Origin of the sequence: Actinopolymorpha sp. B11F2, assembly GCF_040195635.1 — a bacterium.
In the GTDB taxonomy this organism is placed as follows: domain Bacteria; phylum Actinomycetota; class Actinomycetes; order Propionibacteriales; family Actinopolymorphaceae; genus Thermasporomyces.
This window is the reverse complement of record NZ_JBEFTX010000001.1, coordinates 766,514-789,186: the sequence shown is the minus strand read 5'-3', so window position 1 is coordinate 789,186 and position 22,673 is coordinate 766,514. Positions and strand designations below refer to the sequence as shown.

Below are 22,673 nucleotides of genomic sequence, written 5' to 3'. Positions count from 1 at the left end.
TCGCGCGTATTGGTATTGCGTCGGCCCGATCCCACGCTTGTAGACACGCCGAAATACGACACGACAGGCGTCGAGGAAACGCAGAGTCGAATTGCGGGTGGAATTCCACCTGACTCGGCGCGGGGGAGGGTTCATGGTGAAAGTTGTTCATGTCAGCGACTGCTTTCTACCCCGGCTGGGTGGCATCGAGACCCAGGTCGCCGAACTCACCCGGATGCAGCGTGGCGCGGGCCACGACGTCGAGATCATCACCGCGACTCCCGACCGGACGGACGGCCGTGTCGGCGCTGCGGTGCCCGTGCATCGCGTGGTCGCGCGGCTCCCGTGGGACCTTCCGGTCCATCCGCGGATGGGACACCACCTGGCGCGGCTCTACCGGGAACTGCGGCCCGACGTCGTCCACGTGCACGTCGGTGCGGTGTCGCCGTTCGCCTGGTCAGGCGTCCGGGAGGCCACGTTGGCCGGCATCCCCACCGTGGTGACCGTGCACAGCATGTGGGACGCCGGCACCGCCACGGTCTATCGCTTCCTCGACGCGATGGTCGGCTGGACGCGCTGGCGCGGAGTGTGTACGGCGGTGAGCGGAGCCGCTGCAGAACCCATCCGCCGGGTCGTCGGGGAGCGCGTCCCCGTCCACGTCGTGGCCAACGGCATCACCATCGGCCACTGGCGTCTCGCACCGCCGGGTGGCGGGGTCGAGCCCCGCGGTCCCGTGCACGTGGTCGCGGTCGGCCGGCTCGCACCCCGCAAGCAGCCGTTGACACTGCTGCGGATCCTGCGTGACGCTCGGGACGTTCTCGCCGTCGGGCAGGACGTCCGGCAGGACGTCCGGCAGGACGTCGGGCAGGACGCCGGGCAGGACCCTGCCGGCACGTCCCCGCTCCGGGCCACGATCGTGGGTGACGGTCCCGCACTGCCGTGGATGCGGTGGTACCTCCGGCGACATCGGATGGAGCCGTGGGTGACCCTCACCGGGCGCCTGGACCGTACGCAGGTGCGTACGGTCCTGGAGGACGCGGACCTGTTCGTGGCACCGGCCCGGCGCGAGTCGTTCGGCCTCGCGGCGCTGGAGGCCCGGCTGGCGGGCGTTCCGGTGGTCGCGTACGCCGACAGCGGGGTGTCGTCGTTCGTCGTGGGGGAAAAGGAGGGCCTGCTGGGCCGCTCACCGGGCGAGCTCTCGGCCGCCGTGGCGCGGCTGGCCAGCGACCGACCACTCCGCGCCGCACTCGCCGCGCACAACCTCGTGAGCGTCCCGGTGCACTGCACCTGGCCGGTGGTGCTCGCCGACTTCGACGAGCGTTACGCTCAGGCCATGGCGCGGGCGCCGGTGGCGCCGGTGAGGTAGGGCTGGGGGCTCTCGACGAAGGAGAGTGGCGGCGATGCCGACGACGCTGCGGGATGTCGCGAAGCTCGCCGGCGTATCCCCCAAAACCGTCTCGAACGTCGTCAATGGCTACGTACACGTACGTCCCGAGACCCGGGACCGGGTCGAACGCGCCATCGCCACGCTCAACTACCGGCCGAACCTCTCTGCCCGGAGCCTTCGCCAGGGCAGGACCGGGATCATCGCGCTCGCCGTCCCGGAGTTGGACATTCCGTACTTCGCCGAGCTTGCCCGGCACCTCGTGACCGAGGCCGACCTGCACGGGTGGACGGTCCTCGTCGACCAGACCGAGGGCGTGCACGAGCGGGAACGCAAGGTGATCGGTGGCCTTCGCGACCAGCTCATCGACGGTCTCATCCTGAGCCCGCTCGCCCTGACGGCCGAGGACCTCGCAGCGCGCACCGACTCGACACCCATGGTGTTGCTGGGCGAGCGCGTCCACCATGGTCCCGCCGATCACGTGGTGATCGACAACATCGCCGCCGCCCGGGATGCGACCAACCATCTGATCGAGCGCGGGTGCCGGCGGATCGCCGCGATCGGTGCCCAACGGGTGCCTGCCGGCGAGACGGCCCGGCTGCGGCTGCGCGGCTACCGCGAGGCACTCGCCGAGGCCGGCCTGCCCTACGACGACGAGCTCGTGACGACCACCCTGCGCTATCACCGCCGCGACGGCGCGGCGGCGATGACCTGGCTGCTGGGACTCTCGCCCCGGCCCGACGGCGTCTTCTGCTTCAACGACCTGATGGCTCTCGGTGCGCTGCGTACCCTCGCGGAGCGGGGGGTCAAGGTGCCGGGCGACGTCGCCGTGATCGGGTTCGACGACATCGAGGACGGCCGGTACTCCGTGCCCACCCTGTCGACGATCTCTCCGAACAAGCAGGAGATCGCGCGCCTCGCCGTCGATCTGCTCAAGCGGCAGATGGTGACCGGCGGTCCCGGGCGGGCCGATGCCGACGGGCCGCAGGAGATCTTCGCGCCGTACAAGCTCACGCCACGGGAGAGCACCCTCGGCTGAACCGAGCCCATGAACCGGCCCATCAGGTGGGGTGTTCGGCCACCCACGCGTGACGCCTGACGCACCCACCTGGCACGGTAGCTGTTCGACGAAACTCCTCGGAGGACCCATGCACGACGACCACCGCCTGGTCGAGGCCCGGCTGGAACGCGCCCTCAGGCAGCGCCTGCGCCCGGCTCTCCACGGCGCGACTGTCCCGCTCGACATCGAGGTCTGGCACGCACCAGGCGAACCGGTACCGGTGAGCGACGCCCTCGGCGCCGACTACAAGCCGGCCGCCCTCGGCGAGTCCTGGGGTCCGCCCTGGGGCACCAGCTGGTTCCGGCTCACCGGCCGCGTCCCGCAGGAGTGGGACGGTCAGCGGGTCGAGGCGGTCGTCGACCTCGGCTTCGGTGGCGGGCCGGGCTTCTCGGCGGAAGGGCTCGCCTACACACCTGAGGGCGAGCCGATCAAGGGCCTCAACCCCGACAACATCTACGTCCCGCTCGCAGGTCTGGCCTCGGGTGGCGCCTCGGACACGGACCAGGCGTACGCGAAGGGTGGTGCCGCCTTCCAGGTCTACGTCGAGGCGGCCGCTAACCCCACGGTCATCGGCTGGCCGGACTTCTCACCGACGAACCTCGGCGACAAGGAGACCGCCGGGACCGAGCCGATGTATGAGATCCGCCGGGCGGACCTCGCCGTCTTCCACGCGGACGTGTGGAATCTCCTGCTCGACATCGACGTCCTGAACGAACTCCGTGCCGAGCTGCCCGCCGACCTGCCGCGCCGCTCGGAGATCCTCCGGGCGCTCGAGCGGTCGCTCGACGCGCTCGACTACGACGACATCCCAGGGTCCGCCGCGGCCGCCCGCGCGCAGCTGGCCGGTGTTCTCGCCAAGCCGGCGTACGCCAGTGCCCACCAGATCTCGGCCGTCGGCCACGCCCACATCGACTCGGCCTGGCTCTGGCCACTGCGCGAGACGGTCCGGAAGGTCGCGCGCACGGTCTCCAACGTCACGACGCTGGCCGCGGACCACGACGACTTCCGGTTCGCGTTCTCCCAGGCTCAGCAGCACGCCTGGATGAAGGACCACCACCCGCAGGTGTGGTCGCGTCTCAAGGCCGCTGTCGAGAGTGGCCACGTCATCCCGATCGGCGGCATGTGGGTCGAGTCCGACACCAACATGCCCGGTGGCGAGGCGATGGCCCGGCAGTTCGTCCACGGCAAGCGGTTCTTCCTCGACGAGTACGGCATCGAGACCGAGGTCGTCTGGCTGCCCGACTCGTTCGGCTACTCCGCGGGCCTGCCGCAGCTGGTGAAGCTCTCGGGCCACAAGTGGTTCCTCACCCAGAAGATCTCCTGGAACCAGACGAACAAGTTCCCGCACCACACGTTCTGGTGGGAGGGGATCGACGGGACCCGGGTCTTTACGCACTTCCCGCCGGCCGACACCTACAACGGTCAACTCACCGGACGCGAGCTGGCGCATGCACAGCGCAACTACCAGGACAAGGGTGGCGGCACGTGGTCGCTGCTGCCGTTCGGTCATGGTGACGGCGGTGGCGGGCCGACCCGGGAGATGCTGGGCCGGGCGGAGCGCCTCGCCGACCTCGAGTCCTCGCCCAAGGTGACGGTCGAGCACCCGGCGCGGTTCTTCGAGAAGGCGCACGAGGAATACGCCAACGCGCCCGTCTGGGTGGGCGAGCTCTACCTCGAGCTGCACCGCGCCACCTACACGTCGCAGGCGAAGACCAAGCAGGGCAACCGGCGCAGCGAGCACCTCCTGCGGGAAGCCGAGCTGTGGTCCGCGGCGGCCGCGGTGGCGGGCCGGCTCGAGTATCCGTACGCCGATCTGGACCGGATCTGGAAGGCCGTCCTGCTCAACCAGTTCCACGACATCCTGCCGGGCAGCTCGATCCGCTGGGTCCACCGGGAGGCCGAGGAGACCTACGCGCGCCTCGCAATCGAGCTGGAGGCGATCATCGCGCGCGCCCAGCAGGCGTTGGCCGGCGAGGGTTCGGCCGACGTCGTCTTCAACGCCGCGCCGCACGACCGCGACGGGGTGCCGGCAATGGGCGCTTCGGTGCGCGGGCGTTCGCACGCACCGGACGTGACGGTGAACGACGAGGGTCCGGGCATCGTGCTCGACAACGGCCTTGTCCGCGTCACCGTCGACGAGCGCGGCCTGCTGAGGTCGGTCTACGAGATCGAGTCACAGCGGGAGGCCCTCGCGCCCGGCGCGGCCGGCAACCTGCTCCAGCTCCACGTCGACACCCCGAACCTCTGGGACGCCTGGGACGTCGACCCGTTCTACCGCAACAAGGTCGTCGATCTGGTCGACGCGGACTCGGTGGAGGTCGAGAGCGCCACGCCGGAGGAGGCCGTGGTCGCGGTCACCCGGTCGTTCAGCTCCTCGCGGGTCGTGCAGCGGATCCGGGTCCGCGCGGGTGCCTGTCAAGTCGATGTTGACAACGAGATCGACTGGCACGAGAAGGAGAAGTTCCTCAAGGCGTCGTTCCCGCTCGACGTGCGGGCTGAGCAGTCCGCCTCGGAGACGCAGTTCGGGCACCTGTTCCGGGCGACGCACACGAACACCTCCTGGGAGACGGCGAAGTTCGAGATCTGCGCCCACCGGTGGATCCACGTGGGAGAGCCGGGATACGGGCACGCGATCGTCAACAACTCGACGTACGGCCACGACGTGACCCGCGACGTCCGCCCCGACGGTGGTACGACGACGACCGTGCGCCTCTCGCTGCTGCGGGCGCCGCGGATCCCCGACCCGGTGACCGACCAGGGGATGCATCGGCTGTCGTACGCCCTGGTGCCGGGCGCCGGCATCGCCGAGGCGGTGGAGGAGGGCTACCGGATCAACCTGCCCTCGCGCACCGTTGCCGGGTCTGACGGCGTTGCTCCACTCGTCACGGTCGACAACCCCGCGGTCGTCGTGGAGGCGGTCAAGCTGGCCGACGACCAGTCCGGCGATGTCGTCGTCCGCCTGTACGAAGCGCACGGCGGTCGGGCGACGGCGCGGCTCACCACGTCGTTCGGGATCGATTCGGCGCAGGAGACCGACCTGCTCGAACGCCCCCTGGCCGAGAGCGACCTGGCCGACGGCGGAGTCGAGGTGGCGCTACGCCCGTTCCAGATCCTCACGCTCAGGCTGGCCCGCGCGTCGTAGCAGCGGTAATCGGCACAACGCCATGGCCAGGGAAGGCGGCCGCGGCTCGTCCAACCTGCCGACAGCGCGCACCTGTCAGGGGTATCTCGCCTTCTACGACGAGATACCTCTGACAGGTCACCGGCTACGACAGGTCCACCGGCGACGACAGCAGGTCCGGCAGCCACGGGTCGATCGGCTGGCTGTACCCGGACAGGTCCCTCATCAGGCCCCACAGTTGTGACACAATCCGCGGCATGGGTGACGGAAGCAGGGCCGCCGCCGATGAAGTGGCGGAGACCCTCCGCACAGAACTCCTCGACGGCGTACGCCCACCGGGCTCGCACCTGTCCGAAGAACACCTGGCGGAGAGGTTCGGGGTAGGTCGCTACACCGTGCGCGCCGCCCTGCGGAGCCTGGTCACCGCCGGACTACTCGTCCACGAGCGGCACCGTGGCGCGTTCGTCCCCGCACTCAGCCGAGACCGGATCGACGAGCTCTTCGCCTACCGTTCCGTCGTCGAACTCGGTAGTCTCCGCCTCGCCCTCGACGGCGGACAGGATCTCCGCCCCGTCGAAGACGCCGTCCTCGAGCTCGAACGCATCGACCGGCCGGGAAGCACTCACGCCGCGTGGCACGACGTCACCGCGGCACACCGAGCGGTCCACCACGCGATCGTGGCCGCCGCCGGAAACTCCCGCCTCCTCGCCGCCTACTCCGCGTGTGAGGACGAACTGCAGTTCGTGCTGGCGTTCCTTCGTCCCGAGTTCGCGCCGGGCCGGCTCGCGACGCTGCACCGGGACCTGCTCCGGCGCCTCGCCGACGGTGTCGAGGCCGCGCAGGCCGCGCTCGCCGACGACCTCGAGGTCGGTCGGCAGGGTCTGCTGCGGGCGCTCCACGATCCTGCCCTTGAAGGGAGAACTGCCTGATGCCAGAGCTGTCGAAACGGCCCGAACGGCCCACCATCCGTCGCCAACTCCCGCGCTGGTCCGAGCTGCGGCCGCTCCTGCGTACCCGCCGAGTCGAGCTGGACGCGACCCAGCGTCGGCTCCAGCGCGCCCTCACGATCGCCGACCTGCGTGAGGCCGCGCGCCGGCGTACTCCTCGGGCGGCGTTCGACTACACCGACGGCGCCGCCGAGGGCGAGGTGAGCCTGCGCCGGGCACGGTCGTTGTTCCGCCGGCTGCAGTTCAACCCCAGCATCCTGCGCGACGTGTCGAAGGTGGAGACGGCGACGACGATCCTTGGGCGCCCGTCGGCGTACCCGTTCGCGTTCGCGCCCACCGGCTTCACCCGGATGATGCAGCACGAGGGGGAGTCGGCAGTCGCTCGCGTCGCCGAACGCGTGGGCATCCCGTACGGCCTCTCCACCGTCGGCACCACCTCGATCGAGGACGTCGCCGCGGCGGCGCCGGCCGCCGACAAGTGGTTCCAGCTCTACATCTGGACCGACCGGGCAGCCGGCAAGGACCTCGTCGACCGCGCCCGCGAGGCCGGCTACACGGCACTGGTGCTCACCGTCGATGTGCCGGTCGCGGGCGCGAGACTTCGGGACGTACGCAACGGCATGACCATCCCGCCCACCCTCACGCCGAAGACGCTCATCGACATGGCGACCCACCCGGCGTGGTGGTTCAACCTGCTGACCACGAAGCCGCTGACGTTCGCGTCGCTGTCGGACTGGCCGGGCACGGTCGCCGAGCTGATCAACACGATGTTCGACCCGACGGTGACGTTCGAAGATCTGGCGTGGATGCGGGAGTCGTGGCCGGGATCCCTTGTGGTGAAGGGAATTCAGAACGTCGTCGACGCGCGCAAGGTTGTGGACCTCGGCGTCGACGGCGTGGTGGTCTCCAACCACGGCGGCCGACAGCTCGACCGGGCACCCGTGCCGTTGGAGCTGCTGCCGCAAGTGGTCGACGCCGTCGGCGACCGGGCGGAGGTGCTCGTCGACACCGGCATCATGAGCGGTGCCGACATCGTGGCCTGCCTCGCACTGGGCGCGAAGGCCGCGCTCGTCGGTCGGGCGTACCTCTACGGGCTGATGGCCGGCGGTGAGCGGGGCGTCCAGCGGGCGGCCGACATCCTCGGCACGGAGATACGCCGGACGATGCAGCTGCTCGGCGTCGCCGACGTCAGCGAGCTGAACCGCTCCCACGTCACGTTGCCCGCCGTGCCCTTCTGAGCGGGCCCGCCTGGCCAACTCCCGCCTGGCCAACTCCCGCCTGGCCAACTCCCGCCTGGCCATCTCTCTCGTCTCGCCCACCCTCCCCTTCGGGAACCTCCGAAGCCGACCAGGGGTCGCCGTCAGGGGCGGATCCGGGTCATGGCCCGTGCATCCGCTCGGTGGGCAGGGCAGGATGGACAGAAGCCAGCACACCACGCGAGGAGGCTGCGCCTTATGTATGACAACGCCACGTGGTTTCCGATCTGCGCCGCGCTCTCGGCTGTCGGGGTCGTGGCGGCGTTCTTCGCGTTCCGCCGGCGTGGGCTGGCCTCCGGTCTCCGGCTGCTCGGCTGGGCGGTCCTGCCGATGGCGGTCTACCTGACCGGCATGGTGCGGCTGTTGTGGACCATCGGCGCGGCGGTCGGCAAGTGGGTCTCCGGCTTCGTCTTCAGCCCGTTCGTCTGGGCCGGCGTCGCCCTCTTCGGCTTCGCCGCGATCGCCCTCCCCGTCGCCGGCGCGCTACGGCGGCGGAAGGCCGGCCGTGAGGTTCCGGCGGGCGAGGGCGCGGCTGCCCAGCTGGAACGCGGTGGCACTTCAGGGACCGGCGCGGTCGGTGCCGCGGAGTCCGGGACGAAAGGGAAACCAGCCGAGAAGAAGGCAAGGAAGACGTCCGAGGAGAAGTCGACCGCCGACAAGGGGGCCCGGGACAAGGCCGCGGGCCAGGGGGACAAGTCCTCCGACCCGCTCGAAGGCATGGAAGACATCGAGGACATCCTCAAGCGACGTGGCATATCGTGAGGCGTTTCTGGCCCCGCTGAGCGCGTGGTGACCCCACGTCGAGCAGGTACGAATGTCCCCGTCGGCCAGCCGCCCCGTCAGGACAGAGGCAGACCCCCGGAGATCCTGACGTGCGCGCTCGGTGGCTGTGCCTCGCGGCGCACTCGCCCGGCTGGGGACGGGCGAGCATCGAACGATCTCCGGGGGCCCGAATCCGGCCGGGTCGAGGCGTTCACTCCCACGATCGGCCGGGGCACGGAGTAGCGGGGACCGGGCGAGGCACGCCGCACTTCGGTGACGCTCGCGTTCGCGCGACGAGGTGGTCGCGGCAGGATGGGCGCCGAGGCCGTGTGCCGGCAGTCTCGTACCCGTCGGCCGGTGGTCCACACGCCAGGCAGGGTCACGATCCGGTGAAAGGTGGCGGCCGTTGCGTTCCGCTCCACTCGACGTACTCGCCGTCGTCGGTCCGACCGCGGCAGGGAAGTCCGACCTCGCGGTCGAGCTGGCGCTCCGGCTCGGCGGCGAGGTCGTCAACGCCGACTCGATGCAGCTCTACCGGGGCATGGACATCGGTACCGCGAAGCTCGCGGTCGCCGAGCGGCGAGGTGTCCACCATCACCTGATCGACGTCCTGGACATCCACGAGACGTCGACGGTGGCTGAGTTCCAGGACCGCGCCCGAGCGGCGATCCGCGACTGCCAGGTACGCGGCGTCCTCCCCGTCGTGGTCGGCGGGTCGGCGCTCTATGTCCGGGCGGTGCTCGACAGGTTCGAGTTCCCCGGCACTGATCCGGTCGTACGCCGACGACTGGAGGCGGAACTGTCCGCCGTCGGATCCGTACGCCTGCACGCACGCCTCGCGGAGGTCGATCCGGAGGCCGCGGCCCGGATCCTGCCGTCGAACGGGCGGAGGGTGGTTCGTGCCCTGGAGGTCATCGACATCACCGGGAGGCCGTTCACCGCGTCGCTTCCCACGCATGCGTACGCATTCGACCAGGTCTGTCAAGTCGGCCTTGACGTTCCTCGTCGAGTGCTCGACGAACGGATCCGGCTCCGCGTCGACCGGATGTGGGACGCGGGCATCGTCGACGAGGTACGCCGGCTGGATGCCGCGGGCTTGCGGAAGGGCGTGACGGCGAGCCGGGCGCTGGGCTATGCGCAGGTGCTGGCCTACCTCGCAGGTGAATGCGGCGAGAACGAGGCGAAGGACGCGACCGTGCGGGCCACCCGACGATTCGCACGCCGCCAGGACTCATGGTTCCGGCGGGACACCCGGATCAGCTGGCTGCCCTACGACGCCTCCGGCCTGGTCGAGCGGGCCCTCGCTGCGGTGTCGGCCGACCAGCCGCCGCAGCAAGAATGATCACGTTTGCGCGGTCAATGCCAACAACACGTGGCAAATGCACGGTGCAGCGTGGGAATGATCACGCAGGCGTGATCATTTTCGCCCCGACGCGGTGGTTCTCTTCGACAGGGTTCGCGTATAGCGTCGATCGGGACGAGGAAGGGAGCACCATGATGCGCCGACTCGCCGTCGCTTCCGTCGCCAGCGCCACCGCGGCGGTGCTGGCCGCCGGGCTTGTCGTCCCACCCGCACAGGCGTACGTCCGCGCCGCGAGCCCGCCCGGCACCACGACGTCCCTCGCCGAAGCGCCCGCCGGACATGTGCCCGCCGGGAAGGTGCCGGTCGCCGAAGGCTATGGAGGGGCGGTGTCCACGGTCGACCTCGACGCCACCCGCGCGGGTCTCGGAGTGCTCCGCAGGGGCGGCAACGCCGTCGACGCGGCGGTCGCGGCGGCCGCGACGCTCGGTGTCACCGAACCGTTCTCCGCAGGCATCGGTGGCGGCGGCTTCTTCGTCTACTACGACGCCCGCTCCGGCGAGGTCCGCACGATCGACGGCCGGGAGACGGCACCGGCGGCGGCCACGGAGGAGTTGTTCATCGACCCCGAGTCCGGCGGCCCGTTGCCGTTCGAGCAGGCGCGGGTCAGCGGCCTGTCCGTCGGCGTCCCGGGCACTCCTGCCACCTGGCAGCGTGCGCTCGACGAGTGGGGTACCTGGTCCCTGCCCCAGGCGCTCGCTCCCGCGACAAAGGTGGCCGCGGAGGGCTTCGTCGTCGACGAGACGTTCCGCTCCCAGGTCGCCGAGAACTCCGACATCTTCGACGACTTCACCTCGACTAGTGAGCTGTACCTTCCGGGCGGCGCGCCGCCCGCTGCTGGATCCCGCTTCAGCAACCCGGATCTGGCGCGCACCTATGCGTTGCTCGCCAAGCAGGGCGTCGGTGCCCTCTACGACGGCCCGCTCGGCGCCGAGATCGCGCGTACCGTCCAGCAGCCGCCAGTCGCCCCCGACACCGATCGCGTTGTCAGGCCGGGCGCGATGACCGCTGCGGACCTCGCGGCCTACGACGCACCGCTGCGCGCGCCGACGCACGTGGACTATGCCGGCCTCGACGTCTACGGCATGGGCCCGCCGTCGTCCGGTGGCTCGACCGTGGGGGAGGCGCTCAGCATCCTCGAGAGCCAGGACCTTTCGGCCGACGACAGGACCGCGGCACTGCACGCGTACGTCGAGGCGAGCGCGCTGGCCTTCGCCGACCGCAACCGCTACGTGGGCGATGCCGACCAGGTGGATGTCCCGCTCGACGAACTGCTGTCCCAGGGCTTCGCCGACGAACGTGCCTGCCAGATCGATCCCGACGCGGTGCTGGAGAAGCCCGTCGCCCCCGGCGTCCCGGACGGGCAGTACGCGGGCTGCGGCGAAGAGGCGCCCGGCGCAACCGGCGGGCAGCGCGAAGGCTTGTCCACGACGCACCTGACCGTCTCCGACCGGTGGGGCAACGTCGTCGCCTACACGCTCACCATCGAGGCGACCGGCGGGAGCGGCATCGTGGTGCCCGACCGGGGTTTCCTGCTCAACAACGAGCTGACCGACTTCAACTTCGCACCCACCCAGGGCGATGCGCCCGACCCGAACCTGCCGGGGCCCGGCAAGCGGCCGCGTTCGTCGATGTCGCCGACGATCGTGCTCGACGACGGCCGGCCCCTCCTCGCGCTCGGTAGCCCGGGCGGAGCGACGATCATCACGACCGTCCTGCAGACCCTTGTCAACCGGCTCGAGCTCGGCATGAACCTGCCGGAGGCCGTGGCGGCTCCGCGCGTATCGTCACGCAACACCGCATCCCAGGCCGAACCCGCATTCCTCGCCTCACCGGAAGGCGAGGCACTTGTGGCAAAGGGGCACAAGTTCGCCGAGATCCCGGAGATCGGTGCGGAGACGGCGCTGGAGTTCGGCCGGCACGGGTTCGTCCAGGCAGTCGCCGAACCCACCAGACGAGGAGGCGGATCGGCCATGGTCGTGAGACCCGGCCCGGATCGCTGAGGACCGCACGGGGGCGTACGAGGCGCCTCCTGATGCAATAGGTTCGTACGAAGGACCCCGGCAAGCCGGACCATCGAGCAACACAGGCCGCCGAGCACGACAGGGTCCTCCGGCATGACTGGGCCCTTCGGCATGCATTGGGACACCTCAGGCAGAACGGAAGCGAGCGACAAGGTGACGCGGACAGTGCGGTGGGTCAAGGGCCACGGCACCGAGAACGACTTCCTGCTGCTCCGCGACCCGGACGGTACGACCTACCGTGACCTGGACGCCGCGGCCGTGCGGGCGATGTGCGAACGCCGCAGGGGTGTGGGCGCAGACGGGGTCCTCCGGGCCGTACGCACGGACGCGATCGAGGACGGCCGGGCCTACGCCGAGGTGGCCGAGTGGTTCATGGACTTCCGCAATGCCGACGGCTCGACCGGCGAGATGTGCGGCAACGGTGCACGGGTGTTCGCAGCTTTCCTGTACGCGGAGGGGCTCGCCGACCCCGGCACCGAACTGCCCGTCGCGACCCGGGCGGGACTGAAGCGGATCCGGGTCGAGGGCGACGGCCAGCTCACCGTGGACATGGGCATCGCCCGGTTCCCAGCCTCGGACGGCCTGGAGGTCTCGGCCGCCGGTCACACGTGGTCGGCGACGGCGGTCGACATGGGGAACCCACACGGGGTGGCGTTCGTCGACGACCTGGCGGATCCCGGCCCGCTGCTCGACCCGCCGACGTGGAGTCCGTCGGAGGTGTTCCCGAAGGGCGTGAACCTCGAGTTCGCCCTACGCCGGGGCACCCGGCACCTGGCGATGCGGGTGCATGAGCGAGGCGTCGGGGAGACGCGGTCGTGCGGTACCGGCGCGTGTGCGGTGGCGGTGACGACGGCACGGGCCGACGGGGTGGATCCGCCCGCGACGTATCGCGTCGACGTACCCGGTGGCACACTCGCGGTCGGTCTGCATTCCGATGGCCACGTGGAACTCACCGGACCCGCAGTCCTCGTCGCGCGCGGTGAGGTCGACGTCTAGCCTAGTGCGTCGGACGAGCGGCGTCCTGGCTCTCCTCACTGCTCATGGGCTTTCTCCGTGGTCCGGCCTCCCTGGTCCGGCCTCCCTGGTCCGGCCTCCCTGGTCCGGCCTCCGTGGTCCGGCCTCCGTGGTCCGGCCTCCCTGGTCAGGAGAATCCCTGACCAGCGTCTCCGTCTTCCGGCCTAGAAGAGACGGGCCCTTCGGCCGAGGACTTTTGTCGGTCGTCACAGCTAATGTCCGTGAGCATGGCGATGATTCCGCAGCAGGCCACCGAGGACGATGCCGGTGCGCTGCGTGAGCAACGCCGGCGGATCGTCCTGCGTCACGTCCGTTCCCGGGCCGCGTCACGCCTCGCCCGCAGGTCCGCAGTGATCCGCACGGCGGTGTTGCTGCGTTCGATCGGCTACCACGACGAACGCTGAACCGCCTTGTCGCGCAGCCGGTTCAGGGACGCTGAACGGTGCCGTCCGGCAGCCGGGTACGGGTCCAGGCGTCGTTCACCAACGGATCCACCGGCGGATACTTCGCCGCCAGCTTCTCGTCGAGATCGACACCGAACCCGGGTGTGTCACTGGGCCACAGGTGCCCGTCTCGCACCTCGGGACAGCCGGGGAAGACCTCGGTCGCCGCCTCGTTGAAGACGTGCTGCTCCTGGATGCCGAAGTTCGGCGCGGCCAGGTCGAGCGCCAGGTTGGCCGCGTGCCCTATCGGTGAGACGTCGCCCGGACCGTGCCAGGCCGTACGAATGCCGAAGAGCTCGGCGGCCGACGCGAGCCGCCAGGCCGGCGTGAGCCCACCGATCGCGGAGATGTGGCACCGGACGAAGTCGATCAACCGGTCGCGCACAAGGGGGACGTACTCCGCCGGGTTCGTGAACAGCTCCCCGATCGCCAGCGGCGTAGCGGTCTGCGCGCGCACTGTCGGGAGCCAGCCGAGGTCCTCCGGCGCGAGAAGGTCCTCGAGGAAGAACAGGTGGAACGGCTCGAGCTCTTTTGCCAGGCGTACGGCCTGGGTGGGGTGCAGTCGTTCGTGCACGTCGTGCAGGAGGTGCACCGACGGTCCCAGCTGCTCGCGCAGGTGGGCGAAGAGTGCGGGCACCACTCGCAGGTAAGCGTCGGGTTCCCACGCGTTCGGCGTGAGGCCGGGTCGCACCCTGACGTCGGCTTGGAGTGAGCCGCCACGCTCATCACCGGCACCCGTCGACGCCGCGGACGGAGCTCCGTAGGTCAGCGCACCCGGGATCGCGACCTGGCAGCGGACGTACCGGTAGCCGTCCTCGACGTACGCGCGCACGTTGTCCTCGACCTCGGCGGCGTCGCGTCCGGAGGCGTGGGCGTAGACGGGCACGGCCGTGCGGCAGCGTCCGCCGAGCAGCTGCCACACCGGTAGGCCGGCCTGCTTGCCCTTCAGGTCCCACAGCGCCATGTCGATACCGGAGAGCGCGTTGTTGAGGACCGGCCCCAGGCGCCAGTACGAACTCACCAGGAGTGACGACGCGATGTCGGTAATGTCGGCCGGGTCACGCCCGATCAGCTGGGGAGCGAGGTAGTCCTCGATTGCTGTGGCGACTGCCCGTGCACGCTGCGTGAACGTCGCGCAGCCGAGGCCGTAGAGCCCGGGTTCGGACGTCTCGATCTTCACGACCACCAGGGTGATCCGCTCCGGTGCGGTGAGGATCGTCCGTACGCCGGTGATCCGTACGCCGCTGTCTGACGACTGCCAGGGCGGAGCGGCGAGGGGCTGGGACTGCTCGGAGGGCGAACTCACTAGGTGATCCTTCCGGCCCTCGCCGGTTGCGTTACCGCAGGTGGCGTGGGCAGCTGGGGAGCGGGCTGGTGGCGTGCGGGCAGGTGGCCTGCGGGCTCGTGGCGTGAGGGACTGTACGAAGCGGATCCGGCGATGCCTACCGGTCCACGCCGAAGGGACAGGTATCGGTCATACCGGTTCCTGCGTCCGGGCATCTCGGCCCAAGCGTGGCGCCGGTGCCGATGCCGGTGCTCACGGATGTCGGTGCTCACTCGGACGATATGCGGGTGCACGGAAACGGCCCGCGTGCCACGATGGAGGAAGCTACGGCGTCTCCGTAGCGTTGACTGGAGCAGGATGACTCTACGACCACACACGAACACCCAGGCAGAGCTGGCGCGACAGGGCGATGCCCCGGAGAGGCCAACCGAGAGTCGAATCGACCTCGACCCGATCATGGCTGAGCGGGAGGTACCGGGGATGGACGACCGCGCCGAGGCAGATCCCGCCACCGGTGAACTCGATCTCGAGGACCGTCAGGCTCTCCGCCGGGTAGCAGGCTTCTCGACCGAGCTCACCGACATCACCGAGGTCGAGTATCGGCGCCTCCAGCTCGAACGCGTCGTCCTCGTCGGCGTCTGGACAGACGGCAGCGTCGAAGACGCGGAAAACTCCCTCCGCGAACTCAAGCTGCTCGCCGAGACGGCTGGTGCGGAGGTCCTCGAAGGGCTGATCCAGCGGCGAAGCCGGCCCGACCAGGCCACCTACATCGGCCGCGGCAAGGTCGACGACGTCCGGTCCGACGTGATGATGACCGGTGCCGACACGGTGATCTGCGACGGCGAGCTGAGCCCTGCCCAGCTGCGCAACCTGGAAGAACGCATCAAGGTGAAGGTCATCGACCGCACCGCGTTGATCCTCGACATCTTCGCCCAACACGCCAAGAGCAAGGAAGGCAAGGCCCAGGTCGAGCTGGCCCAGCTGTCTTACTTCCTTCCCCGGCTGCGTGGTTGGGGTGGGCAGCTGTCCCGGCAGGCCGGCGGCCGCGCCGGCGGTGCCACCGGCGGTGTCGGCCTGCGTGGACCTGGTGAGACCAAGCTCGAGATCGACCGGCGCCGGATCCGTACCCGGATGGCCAAGCTACGCCGGGAGATCGCGGCGATGAAGACCAGCCGCGGGACGAAGCGCCTGCGCCGCCGCCGCAACGAAGTACCCTCCGTCGCCATCGCCGGCTACACCAACGCCGGCAAGTCCTCGCTGCTCAACCGGCTCACCGGAGCAGGTGTGCTCGTCGAGGACGCGTTGTTCGCCACCCTCGACCCGACGACGCGGCGGGCCAGCAGTCCCGACGGCAAGCTCTTCACGCTGACCGACACCGTGGGTTTCGTACGCCATCTTCCGCACGAGTTGGTCGAGGCGTTCCGGTCGACGTTGGAGGAGGTCGCCGACGCCGACCTCGTGGTCCACGTCGTCGACGGCTCGCACGCCGACCCAGAAGGCCAGATCAGCACCGTCCGTGAGGTGCTGGCCGAGGCGGGCGCCGGCGACGTGCCGGAGATCGTCGCGATCAACAAGGCCGACCTCGCCGACCCGGTGGAGCTGGCCAGGCTGCAGACGCTGGTCCCCCGATCGGTCATTGTCTCCGCCCGGACCGGACACGGCATCGCCGAACTGCTGGACGCGATTGGGACCGAACTCCCGCGTCCCGAGGTCGAGGTCAGTGCGCTCGTGCCCTATGCACGCGGCGACATCGTGGCGAAGGTCCATGAGCACGGCGAGGTACTCGAGATCGAGCACACCCCCGAAGGCACCAGGCTGCGCGCGCGGGTCAACCCAGGCCTCGCGGCCGCCCTGACCGGCTTCGCCGGCGGGTGAGGGATCGTCGCCGCTCGGCCGCGCCCGCCCATGTGGGAAACGACGCGGGTGACGTGCTGCGGTGGAGACGAGGGACGGTGTATCCCTACCGCCCCGTCACGGGCTAGGACGCGCGCCAGCTGGTGGAGCGGGAAGACGTGGTACGCCGCCGCGGAGAACCGCTGAGCAACCACGCACTGATGAGGCCGCCGACGGCGCCGAAGAAGTGTCCCTGCCAGGAGATCCCGGCCTGGGGTAGGAGCCCGCTGAGGAGCGCACCGCCCCAGAAGACGACCACCAGGACGCCGATCAGGAGCTGGCCCAGGCTGCGGTTGAAGATACCCCGCACGATGAGGTAGGTGGCATAGCCGAACACGATCCCGCTGGCGCCTACCGTGATCGAGCCGGGCGGCGACGTCAGCCACGTGCCGATCCCGCTCACCAGCGCCACGACGACGGTCACGCCCAGCAGATGGGCCGCGCCGCTCGCGGCGATGATCGCGCCGAGCATGAGCAGCGGGATCGTGTTGGAGATCAGGTGGCCGAACCCCGCGTGGAGGAACGGCGCGGCGGCGATGCCGATCAGGCCGTCGGAGTCACGCGCCTGGATGCCGAAACCGTCGAGCGCCCCGCCGAGGAACGTGTCGAGGAACTCGCTGGCCCACATCAACCCGACCAACAGGACCAAAATCTTGAGACCGGCGACGCCGGGATCACCGAAGCGGTTGCCGGCACCGCGCCGGTCCGGCAGCGGCGAGTACGCAGACGACATGCTTCCACCATGCCCGATCCGGGCAAGTCGCGCCGCTTGTGCGATCAGTTTCTTACCGGGTTTTCAAGTCCAACCGCTCGGCGCCCGGCCTCGTGCCTGGTGGCACGGCGGACAGGCAGCCGGGGGGGTGGTGGGCGTCGCGCGGGCGGACACATGGCGGTCGGGCAGGCGGTGTCGCGTGGTGGGCGTCGCGCGGGCGGACACATGGCGGTCGGGCAGGCGGTGTCGCGTGGTGGGCGTCGCACGGACGGCTGGATGGCGGTCCGGCGGCCGAAGTGGCGTAGTGGGTCCGCAGCCGGGACCACGCGCTGGGAGGCTGGCTCAGCCCTCCGCACGCCCGCCCAGGTGCTCGGCCAGGAACCGCTCGGCTGCCGCGTAGTAGACCTCGCGGTTCTCCGGCCGCGCCAGGCCGTGCCCTTCGTCCGGGAAGAGAAGGTATTCGTGCGGAACGCCCTTGCTCTTCAGGGCCTCCACGATCTGCTCCGCTTCGGCCTGTTTGACCCGCGGGTCGTTCGCACCCTGCGCCACCAGGACCGGGATCGAGATGTCCTCGACCCGGGACAGTGGGGAGCGTTCCCAGAGCATGTCCTTCTCGGTCTCGGGGTCGCCGACCTTGGCGTACATCATCGCGACCATCGGCTTCCAGTACGGCGGGACCGCGGCCAGCAAAGTCAGGAGGTTGGACGGGCCGCACAGGTCGACCGCACAGCGGAACACGTCGGGTGTGAAGGCGGCACCCGCCAGTGCGGCATACCCGCCGTAGGAACCGCCCATGATCCCGATCCGGTTCGGGTCGATGTACCCCTGTCCGCCGAGGTGTTCGATGGCGTCGAGCAGGTCGGTGTGCATCGTGCGGCCCCACTGCTTGTCGGCGGCGTTCCCGAACGCCTTGCCGTAGCCCGTCGACCCGCGGAAGTTGACCTGCACACATGCGTAGCCGCGGTTGGCGAGCCATTGCGCTTCGGCGTTGTAGCCCCAGGCGTCACGCGCCCATGGACCGCCGTGGACGTTGAGCACCGCGGGAAGGTGCTCGCGTTCGACGTCGGGCGGGAACGTCACGTAGCCGTGGATCTCAAGGCCGTCGCGCGCGGTGAAGGCGAACGGCTCCATGGGCGCGAGGGCGTACCCGCCGAGGTCCGGCTTGTGCGCGAACAGGAACCGGAGGCCGCCCGTCGACCGGTCGTAGAGGTAGAAGCGGACCGGGCCGTCGGACGGCATGACCGACACCATCCAGAGCCGGTCGTCGCGTTCGGTGCGGTTGATGCCGAGTTCGCCGTCGATGCCGAGGGAGCTCCGGAGTTGTTCGACGGCCTGGCCGTACGCCTCGTCCAGAAACGTCCAGGACTTGCGATCCTTGTCGAAGATCACGGCCTGCGGCACGCGGGTCTCCGGGTCGAACTCCACTCCGTCCACGTCGTACGCGGAATCGGCGGCGAGCTCAGTCTCCTTGCCCGTTGCGAGGTCGACGCTCACCAGCCGGGCCGCGTTGGCGCCGAGAGAGGAGACGAGGTAAAGCGTGGTGCCGTCGCGGGAGAACCCGACCGGGCTGGTGGTGTTGGCGTCGTCGGCCGGAACCTCCAGCCAGGAATGGAACTCGCCATCCTCGTCGGCGAGGAAGAACACCACACCGCCGTCCTCGGTCACCGAGGCCGCACCCTGGATAGTGAGATCTGTGTCGGCGAGCCAGCCGACGTAGCCGGGATTGTCCCGGATCTTCTCCAGTTCGCCATTGGTGAGGTCCAGGCGGTAGACGTCATGGAGTTCCGGCCTGTCCCTGTTGATGGCGAGCAGCATCGTGGTCGGGTGCCAGCGGTTGTGGCCGAGGACCCGCACCTGCACGTTGTCGTACGGCGTCACACACCGCTCGGCGCCGGACTCCAGGTCGAGCAGGTGCAGGCGCCAGTTCTCGTCGCCGCCCTCGTCCTGCAGGTAGTACAACGTCCGGTCGTCGTGGCAGAAGCCGAAGACCCGGATCCCGCGGCCGCGATCACGCGTCACTGGCGTCGCCTGGTCCGGTTCGTCGACCGGGCCGACCCACACGTTGAGCACGCCCTCGTCAGGAGCGAGGTAGCCCAGCCGGGTGCCGTCGGGGGAGACGGTGGGGGTGGCGTACGTCGGATTGCCGAACAGGACCGCGCGGGGGATCAGCGGTACGGCGTCGTAGGTCATGAGCAAATCCCACCACATGAGGGGCCGTCGGCGGGGAACCCGGGCGGTATAACCTCGCGGGATGGCCGAACCAGCGCGGGATTCCCGCGACGCCCCGCCATCGACGTCGGACCGGCCGGATCCCCGTGTGCGTGAGTTGCTCCAGGACGCTGTGACCGCGCTCGCCGGCACCGAGCGGCCCGGACAGGTGGTCATGGCTGAGGCCGTGACGCGCGCGATGGAGCGTGGTGAACACCTGGTCGTGCAGGCCGGAACGGGTACGGGGAAGTCCCTCGCCTATCTCGTTCCGGCGTTCCTGCATCCGGGTGGGGGCGAGCGCCGCCCGGTCGTGGTGGCGACGGCCACGCTGGCGCTGCAGGCGCAGCTGGTCGGCCGTGACCTTCCCCAGCTGGTGGATGCGATCGAGAAGAGGCTCGGCCGGCGACCGTCGTACGCCATTTTGAAGGGACGGCACAACTACGCCTGTCTGCACCGGGTTCGTGACGGCGTACCCGACGAGCAGGGAGCGCTGGTCGAGAGAGTCGACACGGGGCCGCTCGGCCGGCAGGTCCTGACGTTGCGGAACTGGGCGAAGAACGAGGCACAGACCGGGGGCAACGGCGACCGCGACGCGGCGCCGACCCACCAGGACCGCGCCTGGGCGCAGGTGGCGGTGTCGTCGCGGGAGTGCCTGGGCGCACAGCGCTGCCCCTATGGCGACGAGTGCTTCGCCGAGCGTGCCCGGGAGCGTGCGCTGGCCGCCGACGTGATCGTCACCAACCACGCACTGCTGGCGATCGACGCCCTGGAGAACGTCCCCGTGTTGCCCGACTACGACGTCGCGATCGTCGACGAGGCGCACGAGCTGGCCGCCAGGGTCACGAGCACGGCGTCGGCGGAGCTGGCGCCCGGCATGGTGCAGCGCGCGGCGCGCCGGGCCCGGTCCTTCTGCGACGGCGGCGAAGCCGACCCGTTGGAGGACGCGGGCGAGACCCTGCGCGCTGCCCTCGCCTCGGCGTCGCTCGGCCGCGTGGAGTCCCTGGGTGGCGAGCTTGCCACGGCGGTCGCGCTCGTCCGTGACAGTGCACGTGCGGCGTGGTCGGCGTTCCCGGGTGAGAAGAAGGACCCCGGGGGCGATGCCGAGAAGGAGTCGGGACGCCGCCAGGCACGGGCCTACGTCGAACAGGTCCGTGACATCGCCGATCGGATCGCGGCGATGTCGCCCCACGACGTCGTGTGGGTGGCCGAACGCGAGCGTGGAGGGCCTGAACTGTGCGTGGCGCCGCTGTCCGTGTCGGGCCTTCTGCGGGTGCACCTGATGGCCGAGCGGACCTGCATCCTCACCTCGGCGACGTTGAAGCTGGGCGGCGACTTCGACGCGGCGGCTCGGTCGGTGGGCCTGCGACCGGTCGACCGCCTCCCTGATCCGCCGGAAGGCCACGAACCGGCGGGCGACCAGCCAACAGGTGACGGGCCCGATCGTGACCGCCCAGAAGGTGACCGCGCGGATGGTGACCGCGCAGGCGGTGACCGCCCAGAAGGTGACCGCCCGGATGGTGACCGCCCAGCTGGTGACCGCCCAGCTGGTGACCGCGCAGGCGGTGACCGCCCAGGTCGTGCGGCTGGCAGTCACACAGGCGGTGAGATCGCAGAACCCGGCGGCGCTTCCACCGACGCGGCCGCGGCGGCGGGCACGGACGTCGTGGAGCCCTTGCCGTGGCGTGCGCTCGATGTCGGTTCGCCGTTCGACTACGGCCGGCAGGCGATCCTCTATGTCGCCCGACGATTGCCGCCGCCGGGGCGTGGTGGCATCTCGGAGCGCACCTTGCAGGAGCTGGCACAGCTCATGGAGGCCTCGGGCGGCGGGACACTCGGCCTCTTCTCGTCCCGCCGCGCCGCGCAGGACGCCGCGGCCGCGGTTCGGGAACGCCTCGGCCTCGAGGTGCTCTGCCAGGGCGAGGGGCAGCTGGCGGAGCTGCATCGCCGGTTCGTGGACGAGCCGCGGACGTCGTTGTTCGGCACCTTGTCGCTCTGGCAGGGACTGGACGTGCCGGGCGACACCTGCCAGCTCGTGGTCATCGACCGCATTCCGTTCCCGCGCCCCGACGACCCGCTCGCCTCGGCCCGGCAGCGCGCCGTCGACGAGGCCGGCGGCAACGGCTTCATGGCGGTGGCGGCGACCCATGCCGCACTGCTGCTCGCCCAAGGCGTCGGCCGGCTGATCCGGCGTTCGTCCGACCGCGGGGTGGTCGCCGTGCTCGATCCCCGGCTGGTCACGGCCCGCTACGGCGGCTTCCTGCGGGCGTCACTGCCACCGATGTGGTTCACGCCCGACCGCGACGTCGCCGTCGGAGCGCTGCAGCGTTTGCGCGCCGCCCGCGACGCCTGATCAGTCCGGCATGCGTACGCAGATCGCGATCGGGGTCTGTTGGCGGCCCTGACCGAACGGGTTGTCCCGGAACAGTTCGCAGAAGAAGCCGGGGCGGCGATCGGTGTCGTGTCCCAACACGTCACGGCCGAGGTCGTTGGAGTCGATGACGACGGTGCCCGCCAGCGTCCCGGCGATGTCCTCGGGGAGCTGGGCAGTCACGGCGTCGGTGATGGCCGCGGCCACCTTGCCAGGGTCCTTGGGCGGAAGCTTCGCCGAGACATTGGACGGGAACGCCGAATAGGACGTCGGGCCGTCGATCGCGTTGACCCGGTGCCCGGCCACGACGTAGAACCATCCGCGCTGGCGGACGGCCTTGCCGACGACACTGGCTGCTGCCGCTGCCAGGATCCTGGGAAGGCCCGCCTCGTTGATCGCCAGCTGCATCGTCCAAGGGCTGCCGAGTCCGATGCCGTGCGGCGTGCGCTGGACCAGCCGGGAGAGGACCCTGGCCGCAGGCCCCGGGTCGATCTCCCAGGTGAAGTAGGACCGTCCCTGCGAGATCGCCACGATCTTCTCGCTCACCACGACGTACCACGGTCCCTCGAAGACCCCGCTGAAGTGGGGACTCTCCGCGACGAGGCGCGCGGCGTCGCGGACGTAGGCCGTCACGCGGGCCGGCACGTCGTCGCCGCGGGCGAAGAGTTCGGTCTGGAGGGGGATGCGTGCCCATCGCATCCCTTCGACCTCCACGACCAGGCTCTTGCCGTCGTTCGGGGCCAACGGCTCCTTCGCCGGCGGTGGATCGTGCGGGACAGCGGACCGCGCGTGGTCAGCTCCTGACGTCGCGTCGGTCCCCGTCGTGGAGTTTGACATGCTTCTCCCGGTCGTCAGGT

At 70.2% G+C, this 22,673-nt stretch carries 16 protein-coding genes; 12 read left to right on the top strand and 4 right to left on the bottom strand.

Annotated features, from left to right (window positions below):
• Window positions 1–133: 133 nt before the first annotated feature.
• From ABN034_RS03555 to ABN034_RS03510, 10 genes are all read left to right on the top strand, one after another.
• A complete protein-coding gene (locus tag ABN034_RS03555) occupies window positions 134–1,345 on the top strand; it encodes a glycosyltransferase family 4 protein (protein ID WP_349689511.1) in 1,212 nt (403 codons plus the stop codon).
• Between the two features lie 34 nt (window positions 1,346–1,379).
• Window positions 1,380–2,402: a LacI family DNA-binding transcriptional regulator gene (locus ABN034_RS03550; RefSeq protein ID WP_349689510.1), complete on the top strand. Its 1,023-nt coding sequence runs from the start codon at window positions 1,380–1,382 to the stop codon at window positions 2,400–2,402.
• A 109-nt stretch (window positions 2,403–2,511) separates the two neighbouring features.
• Window positions 2,512–5,565, top strand: coding sequence for an alpha-mannosidase (locus tag ABN034_RS03545; protein ID WP_349689509.1), 3,054 nt, complete (start codon window positions 2,512–2,514; stop codon window positions 5,563–5,565).
• Between the two features lie 236 nt (window positions 5,566–5,801).
• The gene (locus tag ABN034_RS03540) at window positions 5,802–6,473 is read left to right on the top strand and encodes a GntR family transcriptional regulator (RefSeq protein WP_349689508.1); all 672 of its coding nucleotides are present in this window, start codon (window positions 5,802–5,804) and stop codon (window positions 6,471–6,473) included.
• Window positions 6,473–7,729 (top strand): alpha-hydroxy acid oxidase, encoded by a 1,257-nt coding sequence (locus ABN034_RS03535; RefSeq protein ID WP_349689507.1) that lies wholly within the window; start codon window positions 6,473–6,475, stop codon window positions 7,727–7,729. Before ABN034_RS03540 ends, ABN034_RS03535 begins: the two co-directional genes overlap by 1 nt.
• 216 nt (window positions 7,730–7,945) lie before the next feature.
• On the top strand, window positions 7,946–8,509 hold the full coding sequence (locus ABN034_RS03530) for a G protein-coupled receptor family protein (RefSeq protein ID WP_349689506.1): 564 nt from the start codon (window positions 7,946–7,948) through the stop codon (window positions 8,507–8,509).
• A gap of 406 nt (window positions 8,510–8,915) precedes the next feature.
• Window positions 8,916–9,851, top strand: a complete 936-nt coding sequence (gene miaA, locus ABN034_RS03525) for a tRNA (adenosine(37)-N6)-dimethylallyltransferase MiaA (protein ID WP_349689505.1) — start codon at window positions 8,916–8,918, stop codon at window positions 9,849–9,851.
• A gap of 152 nt (window positions 9,852–10,003) precedes the next feature.
• Window positions 10,004–11,872, top strand: a complete 1,869-nt coding sequence (ggt, locus tag ABN034_RS03520; protein WP_349689504.1) for a gamma-glutamyltransferase — start codon at window positions 10,004–10,006, stop codon at window positions 11,870–11,872.
• 174 nt (window positions 11,873–12,046) lie between these two features.
• Window positions 12,047–12,889, top strand: a complete 843-nt coding sequence (gene dapF, locus ABN034_RS03515; RefSeq protein ID WP_349689503.1) for a diaminopimelate epimerase — start codon at window positions 12,047–12,049, stop codon at window positions 12,887–12,889.
• Window positions 12,890–13,134: 245 nt separating this feature from the next.
• A complete protein-coding gene (locus ABN034_RS03510; protein WP_349689502.1) occupies window positions 13,135–13,311 on the top strand; it encodes a hypothetical protein in 177 nt (58 codons plus the stop codon).
• A gap of 22 nt (window positions 13,312–13,333) precedes the next feature.
• Here the strand turns inward: ABN034_RS03510 and ABN034_RS03505 are convergent, their stop codons facing one another.
• The gene (locus tag ABN034_RS03505; protein ID WP_349689501.1) at window positions 13,334–14,656 is read right to left on the bottom strand and encodes an enolase C-terminal domain-like protein; all 1,323 of its coding nucleotides are present in this window, start codon (window positions 14,654–14,656) and stop codon (window positions 13,334–13,336) included.
• 459 nt (window positions 14,657–15,115) lie between these two features.
• Here ABN034_RS03505 and hflX point away from each other — a divergent pair, with 459 nt between their 5' ends.
• Window positions 15,116–16,510, top strand: a complete 1,395-nt coding sequence (gene hflX / locus ABN034_RS03500) for a GTPase HflX (protein WP_502878960.1) — start codon at window positions 15,116–15,118, stop codon at window positions 16,508–16,510.
• A gap of 103 nt (window positions 16,511–16,613) precedes the next feature.
• Here the strand turns inward: hflX and ABN034_RS03495 are convergent, their stop codons facing one another.
• Window positions 16,614–17,261: a rhomboid family intramembrane serine protease gene (locus ABN034_RS03495; protein ID WP_349689499.1), complete on the bottom strand. Its 648-nt coding sequence runs from the start codon at window positions 17,259–17,261 to the stop codon at window positions 16,614–16,616.
• A gap of 321 nt (window positions 17,262–17,582) precedes the next feature.
• A complete protein-coding gene (locus tag ABN034_RS03490; protein WP_349689498.1) occupies window positions 17,583–19,430 on the bottom strand; it encodes a S9 family peptidase in 1,848 nt (615 codons plus the stop codon).
• Between the two features lie 61 nt (window positions 19,431–19,491).
• On the opposite strand from ABN034_RS03490, the gene ABN034_RS03485 reads away from it, so the two are divergent.
• On the top strand, window positions 19,492–21,798 hold the full coding sequence (locus ABN034_RS03485; RefSeq protein ID WP_349689497.1) for an ATP-dependent DNA helicase: 2,307 nt from the start codon (window positions 19,492–19,494) through the stop codon (window positions 21,796–21,798).
• Here ABN034_RS03485 and ABN034_RS03480 read toward each other — a convergent pair whose 3' ends face one another.
• Window positions 21,799–22,653, bottom strand: coding sequence for a hypothetical protein (locus tag ABN034_RS03480; RefSeq protein WP_349689496.1), 855 nt, complete (start codon window positions 22,651–22,653; stop codon window positions 21,799–21,801).
• Window positions 22,654–22,673 lie beyond the last annotated feature (20 nt).

Bases quoted from the DNA above. Each gene is read 5' to 3' on its own strand.
- ABN034_RS03555 (WP_349689511.1), top strand. From the start codon at position 134: ATGGTGAAAGTTGTTCATGTCAGCGACTGCTTTCTACCCCGGCTGGGT.
- ABN034_RS03550 (WP_349689510.1), top strand. From the start codon at position 1,380: ATGCCGACGACGCTGCGGGATGTCGCGAAGCTCGCCGGCGTATCCCCC.
- ABN034_RS03545 (WP_349689509.1), top strand. From the start codon at position 2,512: ATGCACGACGACCACCGCCTGGTCGAGGCCCGGCTGGAACGCGCCCTC.
- ABN034_RS03540 (WP_349689508.1), top strand. From the start codon at position 5,802: ATGGGTGACGGAAGCAGGGCCGCCGCCGATGAAGTGGCGGAGACCCTC.
- ABN034_RS03535 (WP_349689507.1), top strand. From the start codon at position 6,473: ATGCCAGAGCTGTCGAAACGGCCCGAACGGCCCACCATCCGTCGCCAA.
- ABN034_RS03530 (WP_349689506.1), top strand. From the start codon at position 7,946: ATGTATGACAACGCCACGTGGTTTCCGATCTGCGCCGCGCTCTCGGCT.
- ggt (WP_349689504.1), top strand. From the start codon at position 10,004: ATGATGCGCCGACTCGCCGTCGCTTCCGTCGCCAGCGCCACCGCGGCG.
- ABN034_RS03510 (WP_349689502.1), top strand. From the start codon at position 13,135: ATGGCGATGATTCCGCAGCAGGCCACCGAGGACGATGCCGGTGCGCTG.
- hflX (WP_502878960.1), top strand. From the start codon at position 15,116: ATGGACGACCGCGCCGAGGCAGATCCCGCCACCGGTGAACTCGATCTC.
- ABN034_RS03495 (WP_349689499.1), bottom strand. From the start codon at position 17,261: ATGTCGTCTGCGTACTCGCCGCTGCCGGACCGGCGCGGTGCCGGCAAC.
- ABN034_RS03490 (WP_349689498.1), bottom strand. From the start codon at position 19,430: ATGACCTACGACGCCGTACCGCTGATCCCCCGCGCGGTCCTGTTCGGC.
- ABN034_RS03485 (WP_349689497.1), top strand. From the start codon at position 19,492: ATGGCCGAACCAGCGCGGGATTCCCGCGACGCCCCGCCATCGACGTCG.
- ABN034_RS03480 (WP_349689496.1), bottom strand. From the start codon at position 22,653: ATGTCAAACTCCACGACGGGGACCGACGCGACGTCAGGAGCTGACCAC.